The sequence below is a fragment of the Amantichitinum ursilacus genome (assembly GCF_001294205.1).
Classification (GTDB): Bacteria; Pseudomonadota; Gammaproteobacteria; order Burkholderiales; family Chitinibacteraceae; genus Amantichitinum; species Amantichitinum ursilacus.
On sequence record NZ_LAQT01000033.1, the window covers coordinates 27,146 to 50,702 of the forward strand.

The window sequence follows — 23,557 nt, forward strand, 5'->3', positions numbered from 1 at the left end:
GCAGTGCTCAGGCCGACATCGCGTTGGCCTGCGCACTGTGCTTGCCGGATGTTTCTATGCATGACTCGTTAGCAGATTTACAAGCCCTGTACGCGCAACAAGGCGATCAGCAATACGGTGGTGAAGCCGTATCGCAACTGGAACACGCTTTGCAAAGCGCGTGGTTTGCCGAGCAGGACGGCGCGCCGGACAGTCTGGTGATCGCCGCGTTATTGCACGACGTTGGCCATCTGTTGGCGGGCCAGCACGATGACGATATTGCGCACGGCATTGATGACCGGCACGAGGCCGTCGCCATCCCCGCGCTCAAACCCTTGTTTGCGGAAGACGTGCTGGCGCCGATTGCGCTGCATGTGGCGGCCAAGCGCTATCTGTGCGCCGTGCAGCCTGATTATTTTGCGAGCTTGTCGCTGGCCTCGCGCCAGTCACTGGCCTTGCAGGGCGGCCCGATGAATGCCGCCGAGGCCGCGCGTTTTGCCGCCAGCCCATATGCGCAGGCGGCGATTGCACTGCGCACGTATGACGATCGCGCCAAGATCGAGAATCTGGCCACGCCGACGCTTGATCATTACTTTTTGCGTGCCCGTGCGATCAGTTTGCCCGCGCGTGCGCCGCGCCAGGAGCCTGTATGAAAGCCGATCCGGTCATCCATTTAACGCAAACGGCGGCGCTAGGCCTGGGCGGGATTTCCAAGCGCTTTGGCAGTTTTAGCGCATTGCGCGATATCGAACTGGCCGTGCATAAAGGCGAGTTTGTGTGTTTGCTGGGGCCGTCGGGCTGCGGCAAAACCACCTTGCTGCGCATAATCGCGGGACTGGACAGCGCCGATACCGGCCGCATCACCATGCACGGCAAGGATGTAACGCATCTGCCGCCGGCCAAACGTGATTACGGCATTGTGTTTCAGTCGTATGCCTTGTTTCCCAATCTGACGGTGACACAAAACATTGCCTATGGCCTGAAAGGCCGTCGCCAGGATCAACGTCAGCGCGTGACCGAATTATTGAGTCTGATTGATCTGGCCGGCATCGAAGATCGCTACCCCAATCAGTTGTCGGGCGGCCAACAGCAGCGCGTGGCTTTGGCGCGTGCGCTGGCCACCTCACCGGGTTTGTTGCTGTTGGATGAACCGCTGTCGGCGCTGGATGCACGCGTGCGCGAGCATCTGCGCCGCGAAATCCGCAGCCTGCAGCAACGCTTGGGTATCACCACCATCATGGTCACGCATGATCAGGAAGAAGCCTTGACCATGGCTGATCGCATCGTGGTGATGAACCACGGGGTAATCGAGCAAATCGGCACGCCCGAAGATATTTATGCGCGTCCGCAAAGCCGCTTTGTGGCCGAATTTGTGGGCCGCGCCAACTGGTTGCCCGGCGTGGTGGAAGCGGGCCATTGCGTGCGCACCGGCGATGTCAGCCTGCAGTTGCCCGACAGCGCCGCCGTCAAAACGGGCGACGCCGTGCAACTGTTTATCCGGCCCGAAGCCATCAGCATCGAAGCGCGCTGGCAGGGCGGTCGCAACGCGGTGCTGGCGCAACTGATCAGCCAGGAATTGCTGGGTGGTTTCTGCCGTCTGACGCTGAGCGTGCCCGCCATGGGCAACCTTAATCTGATCGCCGACGTTAGCCGGCCCACGCTGGCGCAATTGCGGCTGGACCAGGGTCAGCGTTTGCCGCTGACGCTAAGCCCGGCGGCCTTGCGCGTGTTTACCGACGAGGCCGCAGCATGAGCCTGTCGTTGCGGGTGTGGAGCGGCCGCCAGCCGCGCGCGCGGACCGACAAAGTGGCGGCGCTGCTGACCTGGCTGTCGGCGCTGGTGTTGCTGGTGTTTCTGGCGCTGCCGCTATTGGCGATGCTGGGTAAGGCATTACGCGACAAGTCCGATCAATTTGTCGGCCTGGCCAACTTTGCCGGCCTGTTCACGCCGCGCTTTGTTTTTCTGCTGGGCAACAGCCTGAGCGTGGCCGTGATCAGCACGCTGGTGGTGGTGCCGTTGGCATTTGTCTTTGCCGCCGCGCTCACGCGTACCTGCATGCCGGGGCGGCCGGTGTTTCGCATGCTGGCGCTGATCCCTTTGCTGGCCCCGTCCTTGCTGCCCGGTATTTCGCTGATTTATCTGTTCGGCAACCAGGGCTTGCTGAAGTCCTGGTTTGCCGCGGCGGGCATCTCGATTTATGGACCGTGGGGCATAGTGCTGGGCGAGATGTTTTATACGTTTCCACATGCGCTGATGATTTTGCTGACCGCGCTGGCGCTGGCCGATGCGCGCTTGTACGAAGCCGCCACCGCCCTGGGCGCGGGCCGGATGCGCCAGTTTGCAACGGTGACGCTGCCGTCGGTGCGCTACGGGCTGATTTCGGCAGCGATGCTGGTGTTTACCCTGGTGATGACCGACTTTGGCGTACCCACCATCGTAGGCGGCCGTTATGACGTGCTGGCGGTCGAAATCTACAAACAAGTGATTGGCCAACAGAACTTTGGTCGCGGCGCGGTTTACGGCATTTGTCTCTTGTTGCCTGCCGTACTGAGCTGGGTGCTGGACCGCCATGTGCAGCGCAAACAGCAAGCGATGCTCAGCGCGCGCGCTCAGCCACTGCAGCCCAAACGCCAACCGTTACGCGACGCGCTGGCCCTGCTGGTTTGCGTGGTGATCGCCTTGTGGCTGCTGGGCATGCTGGGCGTGTCGGTGGCTGCGGCCTTCATCAAACAATGGCCGTACAACCTGAGCCTGACGCTGGCGCATTTTGACTTCGACAATATGGATGGCGGCGGCTGGCAGGCGTGGCGCAATAGTTTGCGTCTGGCGGGCGGGGCGGCGTTGGTGGGCGGCGTGGTGGCGTTTATCGGCGCGTACTGGGTAGAAAAAACCCGCGCCGCGCCGCTGGGCCGCGCCACCATCAATATGCTGGCCATTTTGCCGATGGCGGTGCCAGGGCTGGTGTTGGGCCTGGGCTATATCTTTTTCTTTAACGCGCCGGGTAATCCGCTCAATGTTTTGTACGGCACGATGGCACTGCTGGTGCTGTGCACAGTGGTGCATTACTACAGCACGGCGCATCTGACGGCGCTGACCGCGCTCAAGCAACTGGATGGCGAATTCGAATATGTGGCCGCTTCGCTGCAAGTGCCGTTCTGGACCACGTTGCGCCGTGTGACGCTGCCGATTTGTCTGCCTGCCGTGCTGGATATCGCGCGCTATTACTTTGTCTCGGGCATGACCACGCTTAGCGCCGTCATCTTTCTCTATACGCCCGACACCGTGCTGTCCGCGGTGGCGGTGCTGAATATGGATGACGCGGGCGATACCGCCGCTGCCGCTGCGATGGCCAGCCTGATCGTGGCGACCTCGGTGGCGGTGTGCCTGGTGTTTGGCGGCGTGTCATGGTGGGCTTTGCGCCGCACGCAGCGCTGGCGTCTGCGGTGAGGGCGGCGTTGAGGGCGGCGGTTTGGGCGCGTATCGATTTCGGGCCAGCGCGTCACTTGCGCGCTGGCGATGTTCACACTTTTTTTGCCTCAGAATTCATCTAGACGTTCGGGAGACTTGACCTATGCGCGAACCCATCCTGTTAACTCCAGGCCCGCTCACCACCACGCTCAAAACCAAGACCGCCATGCTGTCGGACTGGGGCTCGTGGGACGCCGCCTTTAACGAACTGACTGCCAGCGTCTGCGCCGATCTGTTGGCGATTGCGCATGCGCAGGAAGACCACGTGTGCGTGCCCTTGCAAGGCTCGGGCACATTTGCGGTCGAAGCCGCCATCGGCACGTTGTTGCCGCGCACAGGCAAATTGTTGGTGCTGGTCAATGGCGCGTATGGCAAGCGCATGGCGCGGGCGGTGGAAGTGATGGGGCGCCAGGTGGCTATCCTCGAATTTGCCGAAAACGCGCCAGTCGACGCCGCCGCGGTGGCCCGGCGTCTGGCGCAGGAACCCGCAATTACGCATGTCGGCGTGATCCATTGCGAAACCAGCACCGGGGTACTCAACCCGCTGGCCGACATCGCCCGCGTGGTCGCGGCACAAGGCAAACGTTTGATTATTGATGCGATGTCGAGCTTTGGTGCGCTCGATATCGACGCGCGCGAGTTGCAATTTGATGCGCTGGTGGCGTCCAGCAACAAGTGTCTGGAAGGCGTGCCCGGCATGGGCATCATCATCGCGCGCCGTGCTGCGCTGGTGGAAAGCCTGGGCAACAGCCATTCGCTGTCGATGGATCTGCACGACCAGTACGTCTATATGCAAAAGACCGGCCAATGGCGCTTTACGCCACCCACGCATGTGGTGGCGGCCTTGCGCGCGGCGCTGGACCAATATCACGCGGAGGGCGGCCAGCCGGGCCGCCTGGCGCGCTATCAAGCTAATTATCAGATGCTGGTGACGGGGCTGGCGCGACTGGGGCTGACGCCGTTTCTGGCCAGGGATGATCAGGCCCCGATCATCGTGACCTTTCATGCGCCGGAACATCCCGATTATGACTTTCGCGCGCTGTATGAAGCGGTGCGCGAGCGGGGTTTTGTGCTGTATCCCGGCAAGCTCACCGAAGTCGAAACCTTCCGTGTGGGCTGCATTGGTGCGATCAACGAGGCTGAAATCGGCCAGGCCGTCGCGGCCATCGGCGAGGGGCTTAACCAGTTGGGCTGGCTGTGACGCGCTAACAACGTTTCATATCGTTTTCATATATGCCGTTTAACCTGAGACCATCATGAATATTGCTAACCCTTCCGCGGCGCGCCGCGCGTCGCCCATTGCCGCCCATTTGCAGGCTGTCATTTTTGACTGGGCGGGCACGATCGTCGATTTTGGCTCGTTTGCGCCGACGCAAGTGCTGGTCGAAGCCTTCGCCGGTTTTGATATTGCACTGACGCTGGACGAAGCACGCGGCCCCATGGGCGTGGGCAAGTGGCAGCACATCGAAGCGCTGGCGGGCGATCCGGCGATTGCGCCGCGCTGGCAAAAACGCTTTGGCCGCGCCGTGTGTGCGGAAGATGTCGATACGCTGTACCAGGCGTTTATGCCGCTGCAGATTGCGCGCGTCGGCCATTATTCGTGGCCCGTTCCTGGCGCTCTGGACATGGTGGAGCGTCTGCGCGCGGCCGGTTTGCGCATTGGTTCTTGCTCTGGCTATCCGCGCCAGGTGATGAATGCATTGCTGCCGCTGGCCGAGGAGCGCGGCTATACGCCCGACACCGCCATTGCCGCGGATGATCTGGCCGCCGGCGGCCGCCCTGGCCCGTGGATGGCGCTGGCCACAGTCCTGGAGCTGGGCATTGATGACGTCGCCGCGTGCGTCAAAGTGGACGACAGCACGCCGGGCATCGAAGAAGGTTTGCGCGCGGGCATGTGGACCGTGGGTTTGTCCGCCAGCGGCAATGAAGTGGGGCTGACGTTTGAAGAATGGCAGGCGCTCAGCGCGTCCGAACAGCTGGCACGCACCGCGCCCGCCGAACAAAAACTACGCGATGCCGGTGCGCATTATGTGATCGATACCGTGGCGGACTTATGGCCGGTGCTACAAGACATCGCCTGGCGCCGCAGTTGCGGAGAGCGTCCGTGAACATGCCCAGCGCGCCCGCTGAACTGAGTGTGTCCTACGGCCAGGCGGAGTTTCGTCCGTTCTGGTTTGAGCAGGCGTTGGCGCGCGAAACGCTGCCGCCCGCCGCTCCCTTGCTGGGCGAAACCACGGCCGATGTTTGCATTGTCGGCGGCGGCTTTACCGGCTTGTGGACCGCACTGCAGTTAAAGCTGGCGCAGCCGGAGCTTGATGTGGTGATCATCGAGCGCGATTTGTGTGGCGCGGGCGCGTCGGGCCGCAATGGCGGCTGCATGCTGACGTGGTCAACGCGGCTGTTTACGCTGCAACGTTTGTTTGGCCAGCGCGAGGCGACGCGGCTGGTGCGCGCATCCGAGCAAGCAGTGCACGACATCTCCGGCTTTTGCAAAGCGCATGGCATCGAGGCCGATGTACGCGTGGACGGCACGCTGTATACGGCCACCAACCAGGCGCAAGTGGGCAGCATGGATGAGCTGATGGCGGGGCTGACCAGCAGCGGGTGCAATAGCTGGCAACGCTGGAACGCCGCCGATATCCAGGGCCGTGCCGGTTCGGTGCGGCATCTGGAAGGCTGGTATTCACCGTCGGCGGGCACGGTGCAACCGGGTTTGCTGGTGCGGGGATTGGCGCGGGTGGCGCGTGAGATGGGCGTACGTATTTACGAGAACACGCCGATGCGCGCGCTCAAACCCTCCGCCAAACCGGTGATCCAGACCGAGCAAGGCCGGGTAGTGGCGGGGCAGGTGGTGCTGGCCATCAACGCGTGGATGGCCACGCAGTTCAGCCAGTTTGCCCGCAGCATCGCCGTAGTTTCCAGCGACATGATCATCACCGAGCCGCGCCCGGGTTTGCTGGCGCGTACAGGTCTGGCGCATGGCACCAGCGTGCTGGATTCGCGCACGTTTGTGTATTACTACCGCAGCACGCCCGACGGCCGCATCATGCTGGGCAAAGGCGGCAATACGTTTGCGTGGGGTGGCAAGATATTGCCCGAGTTTGATCAGCCCTCGGCCTATGCCAGTCAGCTGCAGGATGCGTTGCACGATTTCTTTCCGGCATGGCGCGATGTGCCGCTGGCGGCGTCGTGGAACGGGCCATCCGATCGATCCGTTACCGGCCTGCCGTTTTTTGGCCGGCTGGATGATCATCCGAATATCTTTTACGGCCTTGGCTATTCCGGTAATGGCGTGGCGCCCAGCTATATGGGCGGGCAGATTCTGGCGTCGCTGGTGCTGGGGCTGGATAACGACTGGACCCGCAGCGGCCTGGTACGTGGCCCGCGCGGCAAGTTTCCGCCGGAGCCGATCCGCTACGCGGGTTCCCTGCTGGTGCGCGACGCGATCCGGCGGAAAGAGTTTGCCGAAGATATCGGCCACGCACCCAGCCAGCTGGATTGCTGGCTGGCGCGACTGGCGAATGCGGCTGGGAAGTCGGATAAGGGCGGTGCTTGATCGAGCCCGCTCTTCCATAGGGTGGGTCTAGACCCACCATTCAAAGCCCTGGACTTGGGCGGCACCGGTTGGCGGTAGTGCGTTCAAACCCAGGCTGGCCAGGCCAAGCGTCCATCAGAGCGACCTTTTTGGTTCGAATCCACGGCTTTGACTGGTGGGTCGTGACCCACCCTATGCGGGGTGGGATTGATCGGGTGCGGCGTTGATGCATGGCCAAGTCAGCCGTCGGCCGTTATTTTGAGTATCAGCTCACGCAAAATCTGTTCGGCGCTGTCATTGGGCACCTGGCACGTACCGGCAGCTTCGTGACCCCCGCCGCCGTAATCGAGCATCAACTCACCAATTTTTGTGGCTGAGCTGCGGTTGATGACGGATTTGCCAGTGGCAAACACCGTGTTTTGCTGGCGCACGCCCCACAACACGTGGATCGAGATATTGCATTGCGGAAACAGCGCATACACGGTAAAGCGGTTGGTGACGTAGATCGTTTCTTCATTGCGTAAATCCAGCACCAGCAGATTGTCGTACACGCGCGCGCAGCGGAGGATTTGCTCCAGCGCCAGCGGGTTGTGTTCGGTGTAGACATCCACGCGTTGCTGCACATCGGGCAGCGCCAGAATCTCGTCGATATTGTGATCCCGGCAGTAAGTGATCAGGTCCATCATCAGCGCGTAATTCGAGATACGAAAGCTGCGGATGCGGCCCAGACCGGTGCGTGCATCCATCAAAAAATTGAGCAACACCCAACCTTGCGGCTGCAGGATTTCTTCGCGGCTGAAGTCGCCAGAATCGGCTTTGTCCACGGCACGGATCATGTCCATGCTGATATGCGGAAACGCCTCGGCGCCGCCGTAATAGTCATACACCACGCGTGCGGCGGATGGGGCTTCGGGATCAATAATGTGGTTGGGCCGCGGGCCCTGGTTGCGCACGGTTTCGGACTGGTGATGATCGAACACCAGATGCGCATCGGCCACGTAGGGCAGGTTGGTGGTGATATCGCTGGAATTGATATCGACGCGGCCATCCTGCATGTCTTTGGGGTGGACAAACAGGATGTCGTCGATCAGATCGAGTTCCTTCAGCAGCACGGCCGAAACCAGGCCATCGAAGTCGCTGCGCGTCACCAAACGGTAGCGGCGGGGCGGCATGACGAGCTCCTTTACGCCAGTGTGGGGCCGCGCCGGCTGGCGAGGCACTCCACAATATAGACGCTATGACGCCGCCCGCAGCCTTAAGATTTCTTGCCGATGATGGTGGTGGCGGTGGCCACCAGGCTGGCCACGTCACCTGCGTTGGCGGGCAGCAGGATGGTGTTGCCTTGCTTGGCGATATTGGCAAACGCGGCGATGTACTGCTCGGCCACTTTCAGGTTCATCGCTTCCAGACCACCTGGCGAGCGCACGGCATCGCCCACGGCTTTAACGGCATCGGCGGTGGCGGCCGCCACCAGGCGCAGCGCTTCGGCTTCACCTTGCGCGCGGTTGATGCGCGCCTGGCGCTCGCCTTCGGACTGATTGATCTGCGCGCGCATGTCGCCTTCGGATTTCTGGATGGCGGCGGTGCGCTGGCCTTCGGAAAGATTGATCTGTTCCTGGCGCACGCCTTCGGACTGCGCAATGCGGCCGCGCTTTTCACGCTCGGCGGTAATCTGCTGCTGCATGGCGTGCAGAATTTCTTTGGGCGGCGTCAGGTCTTTGATTTCATAGCGCAATACCTTAACGCCCCAGCTGGTGGCGGCTTCGTCCAGCGCCAACACGACGGCGCGGTTGATGTCGTCGCGTTCTTCAAACGTGCGGTCGAGCTCCAGCTTGCCGATGACCGAGCGCAGCGTGGTTTGCGCCAGTTGCGAAATCGCCATCACATAGTTGGACGAACCATACGATGCCAGCTTGGGATCGGTGACCTGAAAATACAGAATGCCGTCGACGGTGAGTTGCGTGTTGTCGCGCGTAATACATACCTGGCTGGGCACATCGAGCGGAATTTCTTTAAGCGTGTGCTTGTAGGCCACGGCATCGACAAACGGGATGACAAAGTTAAGGCCGGGTTGCAGCACGGAATGAAAGCGGCCCATCCGCTGCACAATCCAGGCTTCTTGCTGCGGGACAATGCGGAACGTGCGCGCCACAAAAATCACGGCGATAACAAACAAAGCTAATGCAAAAGGCATGGTCTTCCTCAAAGGCTAATGTGAGCGTGGCGTGTGCCAGCCCGCGCTGGCGTACTGGCGCGTGGGGCGTAATGCCGCGGTGTGGCGTTGACTGTTTTTAAGATTTTTTGGAACAGATTACGAATGGTGCGGGGGCGGCAGGATATCGATCAGCAGCAGATTGCCGCGCTGCGCCACGATATACCAGGCGTTGGCATCGGGCACCGCGCCGCGGGCGGCTTCTGCGTCCCACAGCGTGCCGCGATAACGTACCCGGGCGTGGATCTGGTCGGTCCAGCTGTCGATGCTGACGCGCTGGCCGATGTCGAGGCCGGGCATGGGCGCTGGGGGCATGCGGCCGATCTGGCGGCGGGCGCGCCACTGATGCAGCACGCCAACGGCAATCACTGCGGCCAGCGCGGCGCAAATAATCTGCGCGGGAACTGAAACCAGCAGCGACGCCAGCGCCCCCACCACCAGCCCGCAGGCGACTGCCAGGAGGTATAGCGTGCCGCTCAGCAGCTCCAGCCCGGCCAGTACCAGTGCCGCCACCAACCACATCATCAAGATCGACATACCGTGTCCTGTTCTGGCCTTGGCCAAGGGTTCTTATTGTGTGCTGGAGATATAGATCACGGCTTGGGTTAGCGCAAAGAAGCGGCAGATAAGCTGTTGCGTTGCAGCATCAGGCGGTATTTTTGAGGCGTGGTGTGGGCGTGATTGCGCAAATAAAAAGGCGCCCGCGGACGCCTTTTTATGAACAAGCTGGATGGCTTGATCGTCGCGCAATTACATCGACAGTTTTTCAACGCCACCCATGTATGGACGCAGGGCCGTCGGCACAGTGACGCTGCCGTCGGCGTTCTGGTAGTTCTCCAGCACCGCCACCAGCGTACGACCTACCGCCAGGCCAGAGCCGTTGAGCGTATGCAGCAGTTCGGGCTTGCCGTTTTCATTGCGGAAACGCGCTTGCATGCGTCGCGCCTGAAACGCCTCGCAATTAGAGCAGCTGGAAATCTCGCGATAAGTATTTTGCGCGGGCAACCAGACTTCCAGATCATAGGTTTTAGCGGCCGAGAAACCCATGTCGCCGGTACACAAATTAACCACGCGATAGGGCAATTCCAGTTTTTGCAGAATTGCTTCGGCATGGCCGACCAATTCTTCCAGCGCGGCATACGAATTATCAGGATGTTCAATTCGCACCATTTCAACTTTATCGAATTGATGCTGGCGAATCATCCCGCGTGTATCTCTACCATAAGACCCTGCTTCCGAACGGAAACATGGCGAATGCGCAGTCAGTTTGATTGGCAATTCTTCGGCTTTGATAATGCTATCGCGCACGGTATTGGTCAGCGTAATTTCGGAAGTCGAAATCAGATATTGCGCCGGGCTATTTTCATCACCGCCTTTTTCTACCTTGAACATATCTTCGCCGAATTTCGGCAATTGGCCAGTGCCAAACAAAACATCGGCATTGACAATGTAAGGCGTGTAAGTTTCGGTGTAGCCGTGTTGCGTGGTGTGCGTGTCGATCATGAACTGCGCCAGTGCACGATGCAGGCGGGCAATCTGGCCGCGCAGCAGCGTAAAACGGGCGCCAGACAGGCGTGCGCCGCCTTCAAAATCGAGGCCCAGCGGGCCGCCGACGTCAACGTGGTCTTTCGCGTCAAAGTCGAATGCGCGCGGCGTGCCCCAGCGGCGCACTTCCACGTTGTCTTTGTCATCCTTACCGGCCGGCGTATCCGGGTGCGGCAGGTTGGGGATGGACAGCAGCAGGGCGTTCAGCTTGTCTTGCAAAGCGGCCAGCGCGGTTTCGTTGGCTTTGAGCTCATCGCCCAGCGTGGCTACTTGGGCCATGATGGCGGATACATCTTCACCGCGTTGCTTGGCTGCGCCGATCGACTTTGAACTGGCGTTGCGCTGGGCTTGCAGATCTTGCGTGCGGGTCTGCAGGGTTTTGCGTTCGGATTCGAGCGCGGTAAAGGTCGCCGCGTCGAACTGATAGCCACGGGCGCCAAGGCGGGCGACGACCTGGTCAAGGTCGTTGCGGAGCAGATTGATATCGAGCATGTTTGGCCGCTGTTTAAATGTAAGAGTGTGATCGAGATTGGAAAGGGGTGTGGCAGCACACCCGGGCGCTGACGGCTTGCGCCAGCGCGTCGGACGATTTTACCCGTTTTGCTCGCGCCACGCGGCATCGAGTTCAGCCAGATGGCGCAGCTTTTCGGCAATTTTAGCTTCCAGCCCGCGTGGCGTGGGCTCGTACAGCCGCGTGCCCTCCAGGCCTTCGGGCAGATAAGTCTCGCCGGCAGCGTAAGCATCGGGCTCGTCATGCGCGTAGCGATACAGCTTGCCGTAGCCGAGTTGCTTCATCAGCTTGGTGGGCGCATTGCGTAAATGCTCGGGCACCGGCCGCGATTTGTCTTTGCCGATCAGGGCGCGCGCATTGTTATACGCCATATAGCCAGCGTTGGATTTGGGTGCGATGGCGAGGTAGATCACCGCTTGCGCCAATGCCAGTTCGCCTTCCGGGCTGCCCAGGCGTTCGTAAGTATCGGCGGCGTCCAGGGTCATGCGCGCAGCACGCGGATCGGCCAGGCCAATGTCTTCCCACGCCATGCGCACCAGTCGGCGCGCCAGATAGCGCGGGTCTGCGCCGCCATCCAGCATGCGCGTCAGCCAGTACAAGGCAGCGTCCGGATTGGAGCCGCGCACCGATTTATGTAGCGCTGAAATCTGGTCGTAGAAGGCATCGCCACCTTTATCAAAGCGGCGGGCATTGAGCGACAGCGCATCTTGCAAAAACGCGGCGTCGATATCGGTGCGGTTGCTGGCGCGGGCGGCATTGGCGCTTTGCTCAATCAGGTTAAGCATGCGGCGCGCGTCGCCGTCGGCATAACCCACCCAGGTATTGACGGCGTCATCGCTGGCGGCAAGTTGCGGAAAGCAGCTTAACGCGCGGCCAGCCAGTTGGCGCAGATCGTCATCAGCCAGCGCTTGCAGTACGTAAACCTGGGCACGCGACAACAGGGCGGCGTTGACCTCAAACGAGGGATTCTCGGTGGTGGCGCCAATAAATGTGACGAGGCCTGATTCCACAAACGGCAGAAACGCGTCTTGCTGCGCCTTGTTAAAACGGTGCACCTCGTCCACAAACAACAGCGTAGGGCGGCCGCGCATGCGGTTGCGGTCGGCTTCGTCCATGGCGGCGCGGATGTCCTTGACGCCTGAAAACACGGCTGACAGCGAGATGAACTCGGCGTCAAACGCATTGGCCAGCAGCCGCGCCAGCGTGGTTTTGCCCACGCCCGGCGGGCCCCACAGGATCATTGAATGCATCTCGCCCGAAGCAATCGCCAAGGCCAGCGGCTTGCCCGGTGCCAGTAAATGGCGCTGGCCGACTACTTCGTCGACCGTCGCGGGCCGCAGGCGCTCGGCCAGCGGCTCGTGTGGCATGTCGGGCGTAAACAGATCATTGGTGGACGACATCGGCGTCTTTGGGCGGGGTAAAGTGGAACAAGCTGGCGTCGAGCTTGGGATTGCGGGTGATCTGGCTAAAGCGGATCTGCGTGGTCTGGCCAAATTTGTCGAGCAGATCCATTTGCGCGATCTGGCCGTTGGCAAAGCCCAGCCGCACCACTTCAAAGCTACTGTCGGCGCGTTTGGGTGTAGCTTCCAGCCAGGTCATATTGTCTTTGTCGGCCAGCGTGCGCAGCGTGTAGTTCCTTTCCCAGCCGCTGTCGCCTGCAAGTATGGCTGCAGGGCTGCTTTCCAGCGCATTGCCCATATCCTTGACGGTGGCTTGTTTCAGGTCGGGGTCATACAACCAGACTTGCTGGCCATCGCCCACAATCAGTTGCTGATACGGCTTTTGATATTCCCAATGAAACTTGCCCGGAATGGCGATCGCCACGGTGCCGCTGCTGTTCTGTGCCTTACCTTTGCCGGTGACGGTCTGGTTGAACTGGGCCTGCAGCGAATGCGTGCTGGATAAAAACTGCTTGAGGTCGGCGGTGGCATCCGCTTGGGCAAATGCAGCAACGCCGGCAAAAACCAGCGCCGCCGCGGAAATCAATGTTCGGGTCATATCGATCTTCTGGTGAGGGTCTTGTAAACAAAGACCGGCGTACAACGATTGCGTTCTACAAAAAGAAAAAGCCCCACCATCAGGCGGGGCTTTTGCTGCGAGCGCAAATTACTGAGCGGCAGGCTGGGTCACTTCGTGAACGCCTTGCACGTCGATTTCAACGCGGCGATCCGGAGCCAGACACTCGATCAGTTTCTTACGCGGCTTGACCTTGGCGCAAGAATCGCCAGTCACCGGATCAGCCTTGCCCTTGGATTGAGCGTCAACCTTGTCTGCCGGAGCACCCTTGCTAACCAGGTAATCAGCAACAGACTTGGCGCGACGATAGCCCAGGTCGAAGTTGTACTTCTCGCTGCCGATACGGTCGGTGTAGCCAACCACAACAGCTTTGCCTTCCTTCGGATCCAGATCCTTGACTTGTTCGTACAGCTTGTCCAGAGCGTCCTTGCCTTGCGGCTTCAGGGTGGACTTGTTGAATTCGAACAGCACGTCAGCCTTCAGCGTGAAGTGCTTGGTTACGGTAACAGGGACCGGAGCCGGAGCCGGAGCGGGGGCAGGGGCCGGAGCGGGTGCCGGAGCGGCAACAGGCTCAACGTAACCTGCACAACCTTTCACAGCTTTGTCTTTGGACCACGTGCCGGTTTGCCAGCATTCGCCAATACCATTCTTCACAACGCCTTCCGGGTTGGCGTCATTTACGTTGGTGCCATTGGTCAGGTATGCATCAGTTGCAGCGAAAGCGGAAGCGGAAAAACCGAGTGCCGCAACTACGGCGAGACTCGTCATCGTTTGCTTGAGCGACAGCATAGTTTTTTCTCCTGGTTGAATATCGTTCGTTTGAGATGATTTATATGGTGGTACAGATGTTATTGGGTATAACCAACATACCCTGGATGTCAAGTTGTTCTTCTTTCCAAACACCTTGCGCATTTTAGTGGTTTAACTTAAACGCAGGCAAATAAAAACACTGTGAACTTTTGCCGACTCCGCGTTGAAATTGGTCTACCTGGCGCGGCATGTTAAACTCCCGCACATGTCACGGCCTGCTTATGCAGGCTGTCCACCTGATCCGGTCCGCAAGGGCCACAACGCCAGATCGAATCCAGGAAGATGTCCGAACAGCCTAGCTTTGCCAAAGAAACATTACCCGTCAGCCTCGAAGAGGAAATGCGCCGGTCCTATCTTGATTACGCCATGAGCGTCATCGTAGGTCGCGCCCTCCCGGACGTTCGCGACGGCCTCAAACCGGTCCATCGTCGCATCCTGTTTGCGATGCATGAAAGCAACAACGTCTGGAACCGACCCTACGTCAAATGCGCCCGCGTGATCGGTGAGGTACTGGGTAAGTACCATCCGCACGGTGACTCCGCCGCGTATGAAGCGCTGGTGCGTATGGCCCAGGACTTCTCGCTGCGCTACACGCTGATTGACGGGCAAGGCAACTTTGGTTCGATTGATGGTGACATGGCGGCGGCCTATCGATATACCGAATGCCGTCTGGAAAAGTTGTCAGCGGAACTCTTAGCCGATATCGATAAAGAGACCGTCGATTTCACGCCCAACTATGACGAAAAAGAACTCGAGCCCAGCGTATTGCCGACTCGCGTTCCTAATTTGTTGATTAATGGTTCGTCGGGTATTGCGGTGGGCATGGCCACCAATATTCCGCCGCATAATCTGAATGAAGTGATCGACGCCAGCCTGCGTTTGTTGCATGCGCCGGAAACCACGGTCGACGAGATCATCGACATCATCCCCGCGCCTGATTTCCCCACCGCCGGCATCATCTACGGCGTGCATGGCGTACGCGAAGGCTATCGCACCGGCCGCGGCCGCGTGGTGATGCGCGCCCGCACTCACTTCGAAGACATCGCACGCAGCGCCGATCGCCAGGCGATCATCGTTGACGAACTGCCGTACCAGGTGAACAAGGCGCGTCTGCTGGAGCGCATTGGTGAGCTGGTGCGTGAAAAAACCCTGGAAGGCATCAGCGAAATCCGCGACGAATCCGACAAGTCGGGCATGCGCGTGGTGATCGAACTGAAGCGCGGCGAAGTGCCTGAGGTGGTGCTCAACAATCTGTACAAGCAGACCCAGCTGCAAGACAGCTTTGGTATCAACATGGTGGCGCTGGTCGATGGCCAGCCGCGTTTGTTGAACATTAAGCAAGTACTGGAAAGCTTCCTCAAACATCGTCGCGAAGTGGTTACCCGTCGCACCGTGTTTGAACTGCGCAAGGCGCGTGAGCGTGGCCATATTCTGGAAGGCCTGGCCGTTGCGCTGTCCAACGTCGACGAAATCATCGAGCTGATCAAGGCCGCGCCGACGCCGGCCGAAGCCAAGACTGGCTTGATGGATCGCCTGTGGCGTTCGGCGCTGGTGGAAGACATGCTGGCGCGCACCGACATCGGCGCCTCGCGCCCCGATGGCCTGGGCGAAGAATTCGGCATGACCGCCGACGGCTATCGTTTGTCCGATGCGCAAGCGCAAGCCATTCTGGAATTGCGCCTGCAACGCCTGACCGGCCTTGAGCAGGACAAGATCGTCGCTGAATACAAAGAAGTAATGGAACGTATTCTGGATCTGCTGGACATCCTGGCCAAGCCGGCACGGGTTACGCAGATCATCGAAAACGAACTGGTTGAAGTCAAAACCAACTTTGGCGATGCGCGTAAATCCGAAATCATCACGCACGCCGAAGACCTGTGCCTGGAAGATCTGATCACGCCGCAAGACATGGTGGTGACGCTGACGCACAGCGGTTATATGAAAGCGACCTCCACCGAGGAATATCGTGCGCAGCGCCGTGGCGGCCGTGGCAAGCAGGCGGCAGCTACAAAAGAAGACGATTTCATCGACAATCTGTTCGTAGCGAACACCCACGATTACATCTTAAGCTTCTCCTCACGCGGTCGGGTTTACTGGCTGAAAGTGTACGAAGTACCGCAAGGCGGCCGTAACAGCCGCGGCAAGCCGATCAACAATCTGCTGCCGCTGGAAGACGGCGAGAAGATCAACGCGATTCTGCCGGTGAAGGAATTCCGTGAAGACCAGTATGTCTTTATGGCCACTGCAGATGGCACGGTCAAAAAGACCTCGCTGACCGATTTCTCGCGTCCGATGAAGCGCGGCATTATCGCGATCAATCTGGACGAAGGTAACAACCTGATTGGCGTGGCGCTCACGTCGGGCAATGACCAGGTGATGTTGTTCTCCGATGGTGGCAAGTCGGTACGCTTTACCGAAACCGACGTGCGCCCGATGGGCCGTGCGGCCGGTGGCGTACGCGGCATGATGTTGGGCGAAGGCCAGAAAGTGATTTCGTTGCTGGTGGCCAATGACGACGCGCAACAGGTGCTGGCCGCCACCGAGAAGGGTTACGGCAAGCGCACGCCGGTGGGCGAATATCGTCTGACCAGCCGTGGCACGCAAGGCGTGATCGCCATCGATACCGGCGAGCGTAACGGCAAGCTGGTGGCCGCCACGTTGGTTACCGATAGCGATGACGTGATGCTGATTACCACGGGTGGCGTGCTGATCCGTACCAAGGTGGCCGAGATTCGCGAAACCGGCCGCGCCGCGCAAGGCGTGCGTTTGATCAACCTGGATGACGGCGAAGCATTGTCCGGGCTTGAAAAAGTGGTTGAAACCGGTGACGACGACGAAGAAGGCATCGAAGGCGTAGAGGGCGAGGAAGGCGGTAGCGAGGCAGCGGCAACGCCGGATGCGGATGCCCCGGCCGCCGATGACGCCAGCGACGCTGAAGGCCCGCAAGACGAAGTATAAAAATCACGGAGAGCGGCACGCATGAACAGCCTTTGGTTGCCTGTAGAAAACCCGGTGTTTTTTGAGCAGTTGCAGCAGTGGTTCATGGCGTTGCCGCATTGCCGTGCGCTCGGTATGCGTTTTGCCAGTGCCGAGCGCGGTCGCGCCACGCTCGAACTGCCTTTCAACGACAAGCTGATTGGCAATCCCGATACCCGTGTGATCCACGGTGGCGTGGTCACCTCGCTGATCGATACCTGCAGCGGCACTGCTATATATACGTTGCTGGGCGGACCGGAACCCCTGGCCACGCTTGATCTGCGCATCGACTACCTGCGCCCGGCCCGGCCGGATGCATCCCTGTACTGTATGGCCGAGTGCTACCGCCTGACCGACAATGTGGCGTTCACGCGGGCGACGGCGTATCAGGATGATCCTCAGAAGCCGGTGGCGCACAGTGTGGCCACTTTCGCGCGCGGCATGGACCCGAAAGGCAAGGTGGCCGCATGAGCACATTACATCCGGTCCACACGATTGAAGACCTGGCCTGCGCCATCGCGGCGATTCCGTATGCCTCGTTATTGGGTATGCAGGTGCGCGACGAGGCCGGCCAGCCGATGTTTTTTCTGCCCTACGCCGAACACAATATCGGCAATACCTTGCTGCCTGCCTTGCATGGCGGCGTGATCGGCGGGTTTCTGGAAAATGCCGCCGTGTTACATCTGATGTGGGCGCGTGAGGCCGAAGGCATTCCGCGAGTGATTGATTTTTCGATAGATTATTTGCGCAGTGGCAAACCGCAAGACCTGTTTTGCCGCTGCGATATCGTGCGCCAGGGCAAACGCATCGCCAATGTCCTGATGACCGCGTGGCAAGACGACGCGGCCCGCCCGGTGGCGCAAGCCCGCGCGCACTTTCTGCTGGCCTGAAGGCCACGCACCCGACACATCGTGCGCCGCTGCGGCGGCCGCGTTTTCCACTGCGTAACCAGCAAGGATGATCATGTCCCAGATCTATAACTTCAGCTCCGGCCCCGCGGTTTTGCCGCGTGAAGTTCTGCAGACCGTGCAGGCCGAATTGACCGACTGGCACGGCTCCGGCATGTGCGTCATGGAAATGAGCCATCGCGGCAAAGAATTTACCCAGATCATCCATGAAGCCGAAGCCGATCTGCGCAAGCTGCTGAATGTGCCGGCCAACTATCGCGTGCTGTTTTTGCAGGGCGGCGCGCATTTCAACTTTGGCATGGTGCCGCTCAATCTGTCGAAAGAGGGCGATACCGCCGATTACGTTGACACCGGGCACTGGTCGCGCATCGCCATCAAGGAAGCGCGCCGTTACGCCAACGTCAACGTCGTCACCAGCAATGAAGACCGCGGCAGTACCTATGTGCCGGACGAAGCCAGCTGGAAGCGTTCGGCCAACGCGGCGTATCTGCATTACTGCAGCAACGAAACCATCGGCGGTGTTGAATTTCCGTTTGTGCCAGCCAGCACATTTGAGGGCAAAGACATCCCGCTGGTGTGCGATATGTCATCCAACATTCTTAGCCGTCCGCTCGATATCGCAAAATTTGGCGTGATTTACGCGGGCGCGCAAAAGAACATCGGCCCGTCGGGCCTGACGCTGGCCATTGTTCGTGAAGACCTGCTGGGGCACGCCCGTCCGGGCACGCCGACCATGCTGGACTACCAGGTGCATGCCGCCGCCGATTCGCTGTACAACACGCCGCCCACGTTTGGCATCTATGTGGCCGGCCTGGTGTTCAAATGGCTGTTGGCCAACGGCGGGGTAGCCGCGATGGAAGCACGCAATATCGAGAAAGCCGCACTGCTGTATGAAACCATTTCGGCATCGAATGATTTCTACCGTTGCCCGGTTGAAAAGGCGTTCCGCTCGCGCATGAACGTGCCGTTCTTTCTGCATGACGACGCACTTAACGAAGCATTCCTCGAAGGCGCGCAAGCGCGCGGTTTGTTGCAACTGAAAGGCCATCGCGCCGTCGGCGGCATGCGCGCTTCGATTTACAATGCCATGCCGTTCGAAGGCGTGAAGACGCTGGCCGAATACATGCGCGAATTTGCCCGCTCGCATTAAGCCAGCGCGCATTAGTCCCGATCAAACTGAATGACTGGAGAAGGCATGTCGGATGACTTGCTGAAGGCGCATCGCGACGCAATCGACGCGATCGATGCCGAGATGTTGAAGATGCTGAACCAACGCGCCGAGCACGCCCGCACCATTGGTGAAATCAAGGGCGGCGGCGTGGTGTATCGCCCCGAGCGCGAGGCGCAAGTGCTGGCGCGCATCAAGCAGCTTAACCAGGGCCCGCTGTCGGATGAGACCGCCGCCAAGCTGTTTCGGGAAGTGATGTCGGCGTGTCTGGCGCTGGAACGTCCGCTGACCATCGCCTATCTGGGCCCGGAAGGCACATTTAGCCAGGCCGCGTCGATCAAGCATTTTGGCCACGCCGCGCATACGCAAGCTTGCGCGTCGATTGATGAGGCATTCCGCGTGGTAGAAAGCGGTTCGGCCGATTATGTGGTGGCGCCGGTGGAGAACTCGACCGAGGGCGCGGTGGGCCGCACGCTCGATCTGATGGTGACGTCGCCGCTGCATATTTGCGGCGAAGTGGTGCTGCGTATTCATCACCATTTGCTGCGTAGTCAGCCCGGTGTGGCAGGCATTCTGCGCGTGTATTCGCATGCGCAGAGCCTGTCGCAATGCCATGAATGGCTGAACAAGAATCTGCCTTCGGGCGTTGAGCGCATTTCGGTGTCGAGCAATGCCGAAGCCGCCCGCCTGGCCGCCCGCGAACCCAATAGCGCCGCGATTGCCGGAGATGCGGCGGCCGAGCGCTTCTCGCTGCAGCGCCTGGCCGAAAACATCGAAGACGAACCGAACAACACCACGCGTTTTCTGGTGTTGGGCCGCCAGCAAACCGGGCCATCGGGCAAGGACCGCACTTCGCTGGTAATCTCCGCGCCCAATCGCCCCGGCGCGCTGCATTCGCTGGTGGAACCGTTGGCGCGCAATGGCGTGTCGATGAGCAAGTTTGAATCGCGCCCCAGCCGCACTGGCTTGTGGGAATACGTATTTTTTGTCGACATCGAAGGTCATGCCAGCGAGCCCAATGTCTTGGCGGCGCTGGACGAACTGCGTGGCGTTGCCGCATTCGTCAAAGTGCTGGGTTCCTACCCGCAAGCGGTGATCTGAGGTCGAGTTGGAGCAGTCATGAAATCAGTCGTTGTGTTTTGTGGTTCGCGCCATGGAGAAAAACCGCAGTACGCCGAAGCCGCGCATGCGCTGGGTACCCAGTTGGCGCAACGCGGTCTAACGCTGATTTACGGGGGCGGCCGCGTCGGTTTGATGGGCGAGGTGGCGTTGGCCGCCTTGCATGCGGGTGGCAATGTGGTCGGCGTCATCCCCAGCTTTATGAGCGAGCGCGAACTGGCGTTGCGCGAATGCACCGAGCTGATCGAAGTCGATTCGATGCACACGCGCAAGGCGCGCATGGCGCAACTGGCCGATGCCTTTATCGCGCTGCCTGGTGGTTTCGGCACGTTTGATGAATTGTTTGAAATCTTGACCTGGTCGCAAATCGGCCTGCATGGCAAGCCAGTGGGTATCCTCAATACGGCCGGATATTACGATGGTTTGCGCCAGTTTCTGGGCACCACCGTCACCGAAGGGTTTGTACGCGCGGGTGAATTCAGCAAGCTGCAATTTGCCGATACGCCCGCAGCCATCCTCGACAAACTGGCCGCCACCCCCGCCTTGCCTGGCCGTTGGGAAAAGGCCGATCTGGTCAACAAGACCTGAGCGTTGCCGGCCTGACGCCCGCAACCACAACCATCAGCACTGGAAACAAGTATGTCTACGTCTTTGCGTGAACTCGCCCCTGAATACATTCGCGCCATTGCGCCTTATCAAACCGGCAAGCCAATCAGCGAACTGGCGCGCGAAACCGGCATTGCCGAGGCCGATATCGTCAAGCTGGCGTCCAATGAAAACCCATTGGGCTTAAGCCCGAAAGCCAAGGCGGCGATCGAACAGGCGCTGGCCGATCTGGCGCGTTATCCCGATGGCGGTGGCTTTGATCTGAAGGCGAAGATCGCGCAGAAATTCAACGTGGGCCTCGACCAAATCGTTTTGGGCAACGGCTCCAACGATGTTCTCGAACTGGTGTCGCACGCGTTTTTGACCACGCAGGATTCGTCGGTGTATTCGCAATACAGCTTTGCCTGCTACCCGCTGGCGGTACAGGCGGCTGGCGCGCGTCATATCGCGGTCAAGGCCGTTGAATATGGTCACGATCTGCCCGCTATGTTGGCCGCCATTGCGCCCGATACCAAAGTGGTGTGGATTGCCAACCCCAATAATCCGACCGGTACTTATGTGCGCCCGGGCGACCTGATCGAATTCCTTGAAGCGTGCCCGCCCAACGTGATCGTGGTGCTGGATGAGGCATATACCGAGTTTCTGCCGGTCGAAAAGCGCACCGACACACTGGCCTGGGTCAAGCGCTTTCCCAATCTGATTGTGGTGCGTACGTTCTCGAAGGCATATGGCCTGGCCGGTCTGCGCGTGGGATTTGCGCTCACCAGCCCTGAAGTGGCCGATATTCTCAATCGCGTGCGCCAGCCGTTTAACGTCAACAGCCTGGCGCAGGCTGCGGCGTGTGCGGCGCTGGATGATGTCGAGTTTCTGGAAGAATCGCGCCGCGTTAACGAAGCGGGCATGAAGCAGCTTAGCGAAGCATTTGTGCGCTTGGGCCTGGCGTTTATCCCCAGCTACGGCAATTTCATTACTTTCCATTGCGGCGATGCGGCGGCGCTGAACCAGTTTCTGCTGAACAAGGGCGTGATTGTGCGGCCGATTGCGGGCTATGGTCTTAAAGACAGCCTACGTGTTTCCATAGGCTTGCCGGAAGAAAACGCGCGCTTTATTGCGGCGCTGGAAGAAGCGTTGGGCGACTGATCCGCACCGGATTGCCGCCCCGTCGGGTCGTCACCGCATTACGCGGTCGCGGCCCGATTTTTTTTTGCCTGACGCAGGTTGTCGGCCGTGTACACCGCCAGCGCTAACCAGATCACGGCAAAGCCGAGAAGCCGTTGCTGATCAAAAGGCTCGTGCCACAGCCAGGCGCCAAGGATGAATTGCACGGTGGGTGCCACATATTGCAGCAGGCCCAGCGTGCTGAGCGGAATGCGCTTCGCCCCCAACGCGAACAGCAGCAAAGGCACCGCCGTGACCGGCCCGGCCAGCACCAGCAAAGCCTGCAGCGACACCGGCGCATTCACCATCATGCTGTGCCCTTGCAGTGCCAATACCAGTAGCCAGATCAGCGCAAACGGAAACAGCACCAGCGTTTCCAGTGTCAGCCCTTCCAGCGCGCCAACGGGATTGGTTTTGCGCAGTAAACCGTAGATGCCAAAGGTGCAGGCCAGGCCGAGAGAAATCCATGGCAGCGTGCCCGCTTGCCATGTTAACCAGACCACGCCCGTTGCAGCGATTGCGACGGCCAGCCATTGCCCGGCACGCAGCCGTTCGCGCAGCACCAGCACGCCCAGCAACACGTTTACCAAGGGCGTAATGAAATATCCGAGGCTGGCATCGATCACCCGGTTATTGGCGACGGCCCAGATATAGATAAACCAGTTGGCGGATAAAAACAGCGCGGTGCAGGCAATGCGTGGCATCAGGCCCGGCTGGCGCAATGCGGGCCGCAGCCAGCGCCAGTGTTTGCGCATGGCCAGGATCAGCGCCAGAAACACCAATGACCAGGCGATGCGGCACATCAACACTTCGGCAGGTGAGACGCCTTGCAGCGTTTTCAGATAAATCGGCAGCAAGCCCCACAACAGATAGGCGAGGGCGGCAAAAGCAACGCCGGTTTGCATGATGGATACCGGGGAATGAAACAGGGCCGCCGATGATACCTGGCAGCCCTGGCAATGCATAGACGGCGTAATTACGCGCGTCGGTTTTACGGATTACGCGAAGCGGGAGTAACCGCGCAGGCGCTCAGTCTTTGCCGAGCAAACCGGCAGCCGCCAGTTCGCGAATGCGGCGCACGGTGTCGATATCGGCTTCCTGATACGCAGATTTAACGTACGAGGCGTAGTACGCGTCTTCAGCCGCTTCTGAGCCCGGCGTGGCGGTTTCGGGCAGGCTGGTGCGGTAGATAAACCGTACAAACAGATGTAGCGGCTCGGGTTGTTCCAGTCGCATGGTCAGTACGCCGCCGCCATGCTGATCGTTGGGCTGCGTGTCATAGATGATTTCGCGGCCGGTATCCCATTCAATGTGGTCACGGATATTAAGCTTGCCCAGTGCGAATTCGCGCACCAGAAAATCATCACCCTGCTCGATGATTTCGAGTTCGGTAATGTCTTCCTGAAAATCTTGCGGCTTTTCAGCGCGCCACATCAGGCCGCGCCACACTTGCGCTGGCGTTAACGTGGTCAGCATCGGGTTGTTGGGGTCGTTGATTTCGACCAGATGTTCAAAGATCAAAGCGGTGACTCCTGTTCAACATGGC

22 protein-coding genes are annotated in these 23,557 nt (G+C 59.9%); 13 read left to right on the forward strand and 9 right to left on the reverse strand.

Going from position 1 to position 23,557, the window contains the following annotated elements; all coding sequences use genetic code 11:
• Positions 1 to 56: 56 nt before the first annotated feature.
• The 6 genes from WG78_RS18690 (at position 57) to WG78_RS18715 (ending at position 7,003) form a co-directional block, all read left to right on the forward strand.
• Entirely contained in the window at positions 57 to 632 is a 576-nt protein-coding gene (locus WG78_RS18690) for a phosphonate degradation HD-domain oxygenase (RefSeq protein ID WP_053939361.1), read from the forward strand.
• Complete coding sequence (locus tag WG78_RS18695) at positions 629 to 1,732, forward strand: putative 2-aminoethylphosphonate ABC transporter ATP-binding protein (protein ID WP_053939362.1); 1,104 nt, start codon at positions 629 to 631, stop codon at positions 1,730 to 1,732. The genes WG78_RS18690 and WG78_RS18695 overlap by 4 nt, the downstream gene beginning before the upstream one ends.
• The gene (locus WG78_RS18700) at positions 1,729 to 3,426 is read left to right on the forward strand and encodes a putative 2-aminoethylphosphonate ABC transporter permease subunit (RefSeq protein WP_053939363.1); all 1,698 of its coding nucleotides are present in this window, start codon (positions 1,729 to 1,731) and stop codon (positions 3,424 to 3,426) included. Before WG78_RS18695 ends, WG78_RS18700 begins: the two co-directional genes overlap by 4 nt.
• Positions 3,427 to 3,550: 124 nt before the next feature.
• Positions 3,551 to 4,648: a 2-aminoethylphosphonate--pyruvate transaminase gene (locus WG78_RS18705; RefSeq protein ID WP_053939364.1), complete on the forward strand. Its 1,098-nt coding sequence runs from the start codon at positions 3,551 to 3,553 to the stop codon at positions 4,646 to 4,648.
• Positions 4,649 to 4,703: 55 nt separating this feature from the next.
• Positions 4,704 to 5,555: a phosphonoacetaldehyde hydrolase gene (phnX, locus tag WG78_RS18710; protein WP_053939365.1), complete on the forward strand. Its 852-nt coding sequence runs from the start codon at positions 4,704 to 4,706 to the stop codon at positions 5,553 to 5,555.
• Between the two features lie 2 nt (positions 5,556 to 5,557).
• Positions 5,558 to 7,003: an FAD-dependent oxidoreductase gene (locus WG78_RS18715; protein WP_053939366.1), complete on the forward strand. Its 1,446-nt coding sequence runs from the start codon at positions 5,558 to 5,560 to the stop codon at positions 7,001 to 7,003.
• A gap of 218 nt (positions 7,004 to 7,221) precedes the next feature.
• Here the strand turns inward: WG78_RS18715 and WG78_RS18720 are convergent, their stop codons facing one another.
• From WG78_RS18720 to WG78_RS18750, 7 genes are all read right to left on the reverse strand, one after another.
• A complete protein-coding gene (locus WG78_RS18720) occupies positions 7,222 to 8,154 on the reverse strand; it encodes an exopolyphosphatase (RefSeq protein WP_053939367.1) in 933 nt (310 codons plus the stop codon).
• 83 nt (positions 8,155 to 8,237) lie between these two features.
• Positions 8,238 to 9,176 (reverse strand): SPFH domain-containing protein, encoded by a 939-nt coding sequence (locus WG78_RS18725; RefSeq protein ID WP_053939368.1) that lies wholly within the window; start codon positions 9,174 to 9,176, stop codon positions 8,238 to 8,240.
• Between the two features lie 117 nt (positions 9,177 to 9,293).
• The gene (locus tag WG78_RS18730) at positions 9,294 to 9,731 is read right to left on the reverse strand and encodes an NfeD family protein (protein WP_053939369.1); all 438 of its coding nucleotides are present in this window, start codon (positions 9,729 to 9,731) and stop codon (positions 9,294 to 9,296) included.
• Between the two features lie 213 nt (positions 9,732 to 9,944).
• Positions 9,945 to 11,231 (reverse strand): serine--tRNA ligase, encoded by a 1,287-nt coding sequence (gene serS, locus WG78_RS18735; protein ID WP_053939370.1) that lies wholly within the window; start codon positions 11,229 to 11,231, stop codon positions 9,945 to 9,947.
• A 99-nt stretch (positions 11,232 to 11,330) separates the two neighbouring features.
• Complete coding sequence (locus WG78_RS18740) at positions 11,331 to 12,650, reverse strand: replication-associated recombination protein A (protein ID WP_053939371.1); 1,320 nt, start codon at positions 12,648 to 12,650, stop codon at positions 11,331 to 11,333.
• A complete protein-coding gene (gene lolA / locus WG78_RS18745; RefSeq protein ID WP_053939372.1) occupies positions 12,634 to 13,248 on the reverse strand; it encodes an outer membrane lipoprotein periplasmic chaperone LolA in 615 nt (204 codons plus the stop codon). Before lolA ends, WG78_RS18740 begins: the two co-directional genes overlap by 17 nt.
• Before the next feature lie 108 nt (positions 13,249 to 13,356).
• On the reverse strand, positions 13,357 to 14,055 hold the full coding sequence (locus WG78_RS18750) for an OmpA family protein (RefSeq protein WP_053939373.1): 699 nt from the start codon (positions 14,053 to 14,055) through the stop codon (positions 13,357 to 13,359).
• 303 nt (positions 14,056 to 14,358) lie between these two features.
• Here WG78_RS18750 and gyrA point away from each other — a divergent pair, with 303 nt between their 5' ends.
• The 7 genes from gyrA (at position 14,359) to hisC (ending at position 21,993) form a co-directional block, all read left to right on the forward strand.
• Positions 14,359 to 17,034 (forward strand): DNA gyrase subunit A, encoded by a 2,676-nt coding sequence (gene gyrA / locus WG78_RS18755; protein ID WP_083459381.1) that lies wholly within the window; start codon positions 14,359 to 14,361, stop codon positions 17,032 to 17,034.
• A 21-nt stretch (positions 17,035 to 17,055) separates the two neighbouring features.
• On the forward strand, positions 17,056 to 17,523 hold the full coding sequence (locus WG78_RS18760) for a PaaI family thioesterase (protein WP_053939374.1): 468 nt from the start codon (positions 17,056 to 17,058) through the stop codon (positions 17,521 to 17,523).
• A complete protein-coding gene (locus WG78_RS18765; RefSeq protein WP_053939375.1) occupies positions 17,520 to 17,942 on the forward strand; it encodes a PaaI family thioesterase in 423 nt (140 codons plus the stop codon). Before WG78_RS18760 ends, WG78_RS18765 begins: the two co-directional genes overlap by 4 nt.
• A 73-nt stretch (positions 17,943 to 18,015) precedes the next feature.
• Positions 18,016 to 19,110, forward strand: coding sequence for a 3-phosphoserine/phosphohydroxythreonine transaminase (serC, locus tag WG78_RS18770; RefSeq protein ID WP_053939390.1), 1,095 nt, complete (start codon positions 18,016 to 18,018; stop codon positions 19,108 to 19,110).
• Positions 19,111 to 19,155: 45 nt separating this feature from the next.
• Complete coding sequence (gene pheA, locus WG78_RS18775) at positions 19,156 to 20,229, forward strand: prephenate dehydratase (protein WP_053939376.1); 1,074 nt, start codon at positions 19,156 to 19,158, stop codon at positions 20,227 to 20,229.
• A gap of 18 nt (positions 20,230 to 20,247) precedes the next feature.
• Complete coding sequence (locus tag WG78_RS18780) at positions 20,248 to 20,835, forward strand: LOG family protein (protein WP_053939377.1); 588 nt, start codon at positions 20,248 to 20,250, stop codon at positions 20,833 to 20,835.
• 51 nt (positions 20,836 to 20,886) lie between these two features.
• On the forward strand, positions 20,887 to 21,993 hold the full coding sequence (hisC, locus tag WG78_RS18785; protein ID WP_053939378.1) for a histidinol-phosphate transaminase: 1,107 nt from the start codon (positions 20,887 to 20,889) through the stop codon (positions 21,991 to 21,993).
• A gap of 38 nt (positions 21,994 to 22,031) precedes the next feature.
• Here the strand turns inward: hisC and rarD are convergent, their stop codons facing one another.
• Positions 22,032 to 22,916 (reverse strand): EamA family transporter RarD, encoded by an 885-nt coding sequence (gene rarD / locus WG78_RS18790; protein WP_053939379.1) that lies wholly within the window; start codon positions 22,914 to 22,916, stop codon positions 22,032 to 22,034.
• Between the two features lie 124 nt (positions 22,917 to 23,040).
• Positions 23,041 to 23,532 carry an SRPBCC family protein gene (locus WG78_RS18795; protein WP_053939380.1) on the reverse strand — a complete coding sequence of 164 codons (492 nt, stop codon included), beginning with the start codon at positions 23,530 to 23,532 and terminating at the stop codon, positions 23,041 to 23,043.
• Positions 23,533 to 23,557 lie beyond the last annotated feature (25 nt).

What these genes read in the sequence shown, in the direction of transcription:
- rarD (WP_053939379.1), bottom strand. Translation starts at nt 22,916, where the DNA reads ATGCAAACCGGCGTTGCTTTTGCCGCCCTCGCCTATCTGTTGTGGGGC.
- WG78_RS18780 (WP_053939377.1), top strand. Translation starts at nt 20,248, where the DNA reads ATGAAATCAGTCGTTGTGTTTTGTGGTTCGCGCCATGGAGAAAAACCG.
- lolA (WP_053939372.1), bottom strand. Translation starts at nt 13,248, where the DNA reads ATGACCCGAACATTGATTTCCGCGGCGGCGCTGGTTTTTGCCGGCGTT.
- pheA (WP_053939376.1), top strand. Translation starts at nt 19,156, where the DNA reads ATGTCGGATGACTTGCTGAAGGCGCATCGCGACGCAATCGACGCGATC.
- hisC (WP_053939378.1), top strand. Translation starts at nt 20,887, where the DNA reads ATGTCTACGTCTTTGCGTGAACTCGCCCCTGAATACATTCGCGCCATT.
- gyrA (WP_083459381.1), top strand. Translation starts at nt 14,359, where the DNA reads ATGTCCGAACAGCCTAGCTTTGCCAAAGAAACATTACCCGTCAGCCTC.
- WG78_RS18765 (WP_053939375.1), top strand. Translation starts at nt 17,520, where the DNA reads ATGAGCACATTACATCCGGTCCACACGATTGAAGACCTGGCCTGCGCC.
- WG78_RS18715 (WP_053939366.1), top strand. Translation starts at nt 5,558, where the DNA reads ATGCCCAGCGCGCCCGCTGAACTGAGTGTGTCCTACGGCCAGGCGGAG.
- WG78_RS18750 (WP_053939373.1), bottom strand. Translation starts at nt 14,055, where the DNA reads ATGCTGTCGCTCAAGCAAACGATGACGAGTCTCGCCGTAGTTGCGGCA.
- WG78_RS18700 (WP_053939363.1), top strand. Translation starts at nt 1,729, where the DNA reads ATGAGCCTGTCGTTGCGGGTGTGGAGCGGCCGCCAGCCGCGCGCGCGG.
- phnX (WP_053939365.1), top strand. Translation starts at nt 4,704, where the DNA reads ATGAATATTGCTAACCCTTCCGCGGCGCGCCGCGCGTCGCCCATTGCC.
- WG78_RS18695 (WP_053939362.1), top strand. Translation starts at nt 629, where the DNA reads ATGAAAGCCGATCCGGTCATCCATTTAACGCAAACGGCGGCGCTAGGC.
- serS (WP_053939370.1), bottom strand. Translation starts at nt 11,231, where the DNA reads ATGCTCGATATCAATCTGCTCCGCAACGACCTTGACCAGGTCGTCGCC.
- serC (WP_053939390.1), top strand. Translation starts at nt 18,016, where the DNA reads ATGTCCCAGATCTATAACTTCAGCTCCGGCCCCGCGGTTTTGCCGCGT.
- WG78_RS18725 (WP_053939368.1), bottom strand. Translation starts at nt 9,176, where the DNA reads ATGCCTTTTGCATTAGCTTTGTTTGTTATCGCCGTGATTTTTGTGGCG.
- WG78_RS18740 (WP_053939371.1), bottom strand. Translation starts at nt 12,650, where the DNA reads ATGTCGTCCACCAATGATCTGTTTACGCCCGACATGCCACACGAGCCG.
- WG78_RS18730 (WP_053939369.1), bottom strand. Translation starts at nt 9,731, where the DNA reads ATGTCGATCTTGATGATGTGGTTGGTGGCGGCACTGGTACTGGCCGGG.
- WG78_RS18720 (WP_053939367.1), bottom strand. Translation starts at nt 8,154, where the DNA reads ATGCCGCCCCGCCGCTACCGTTTGGTGACGCGCAGCGACTTCGATGGC.
- WG78_RS18690 (WP_053939361.1), top strand. Translation starts at nt 57, where the DNA reads ATGCATGACTCGTTAGCAGATTTACAAGCCCTGTACGCGCAACAAGGC.
- WG78_RS18760 (WP_053939374.1), top strand. Translation starts at nt 17,056, where the DNA reads ATGAACAGCCTTTGGTTGCCTGTAGAAAACCCGGTGTTTTTTGAGCAG.
- WG78_RS18705 (WP_053939364.1), top strand. Translation starts at nt 3,551, where the DNA reads ATGCGCGAACCCATCCTGTTAACTCCAGGCCCGCTCACCACCACGCTC.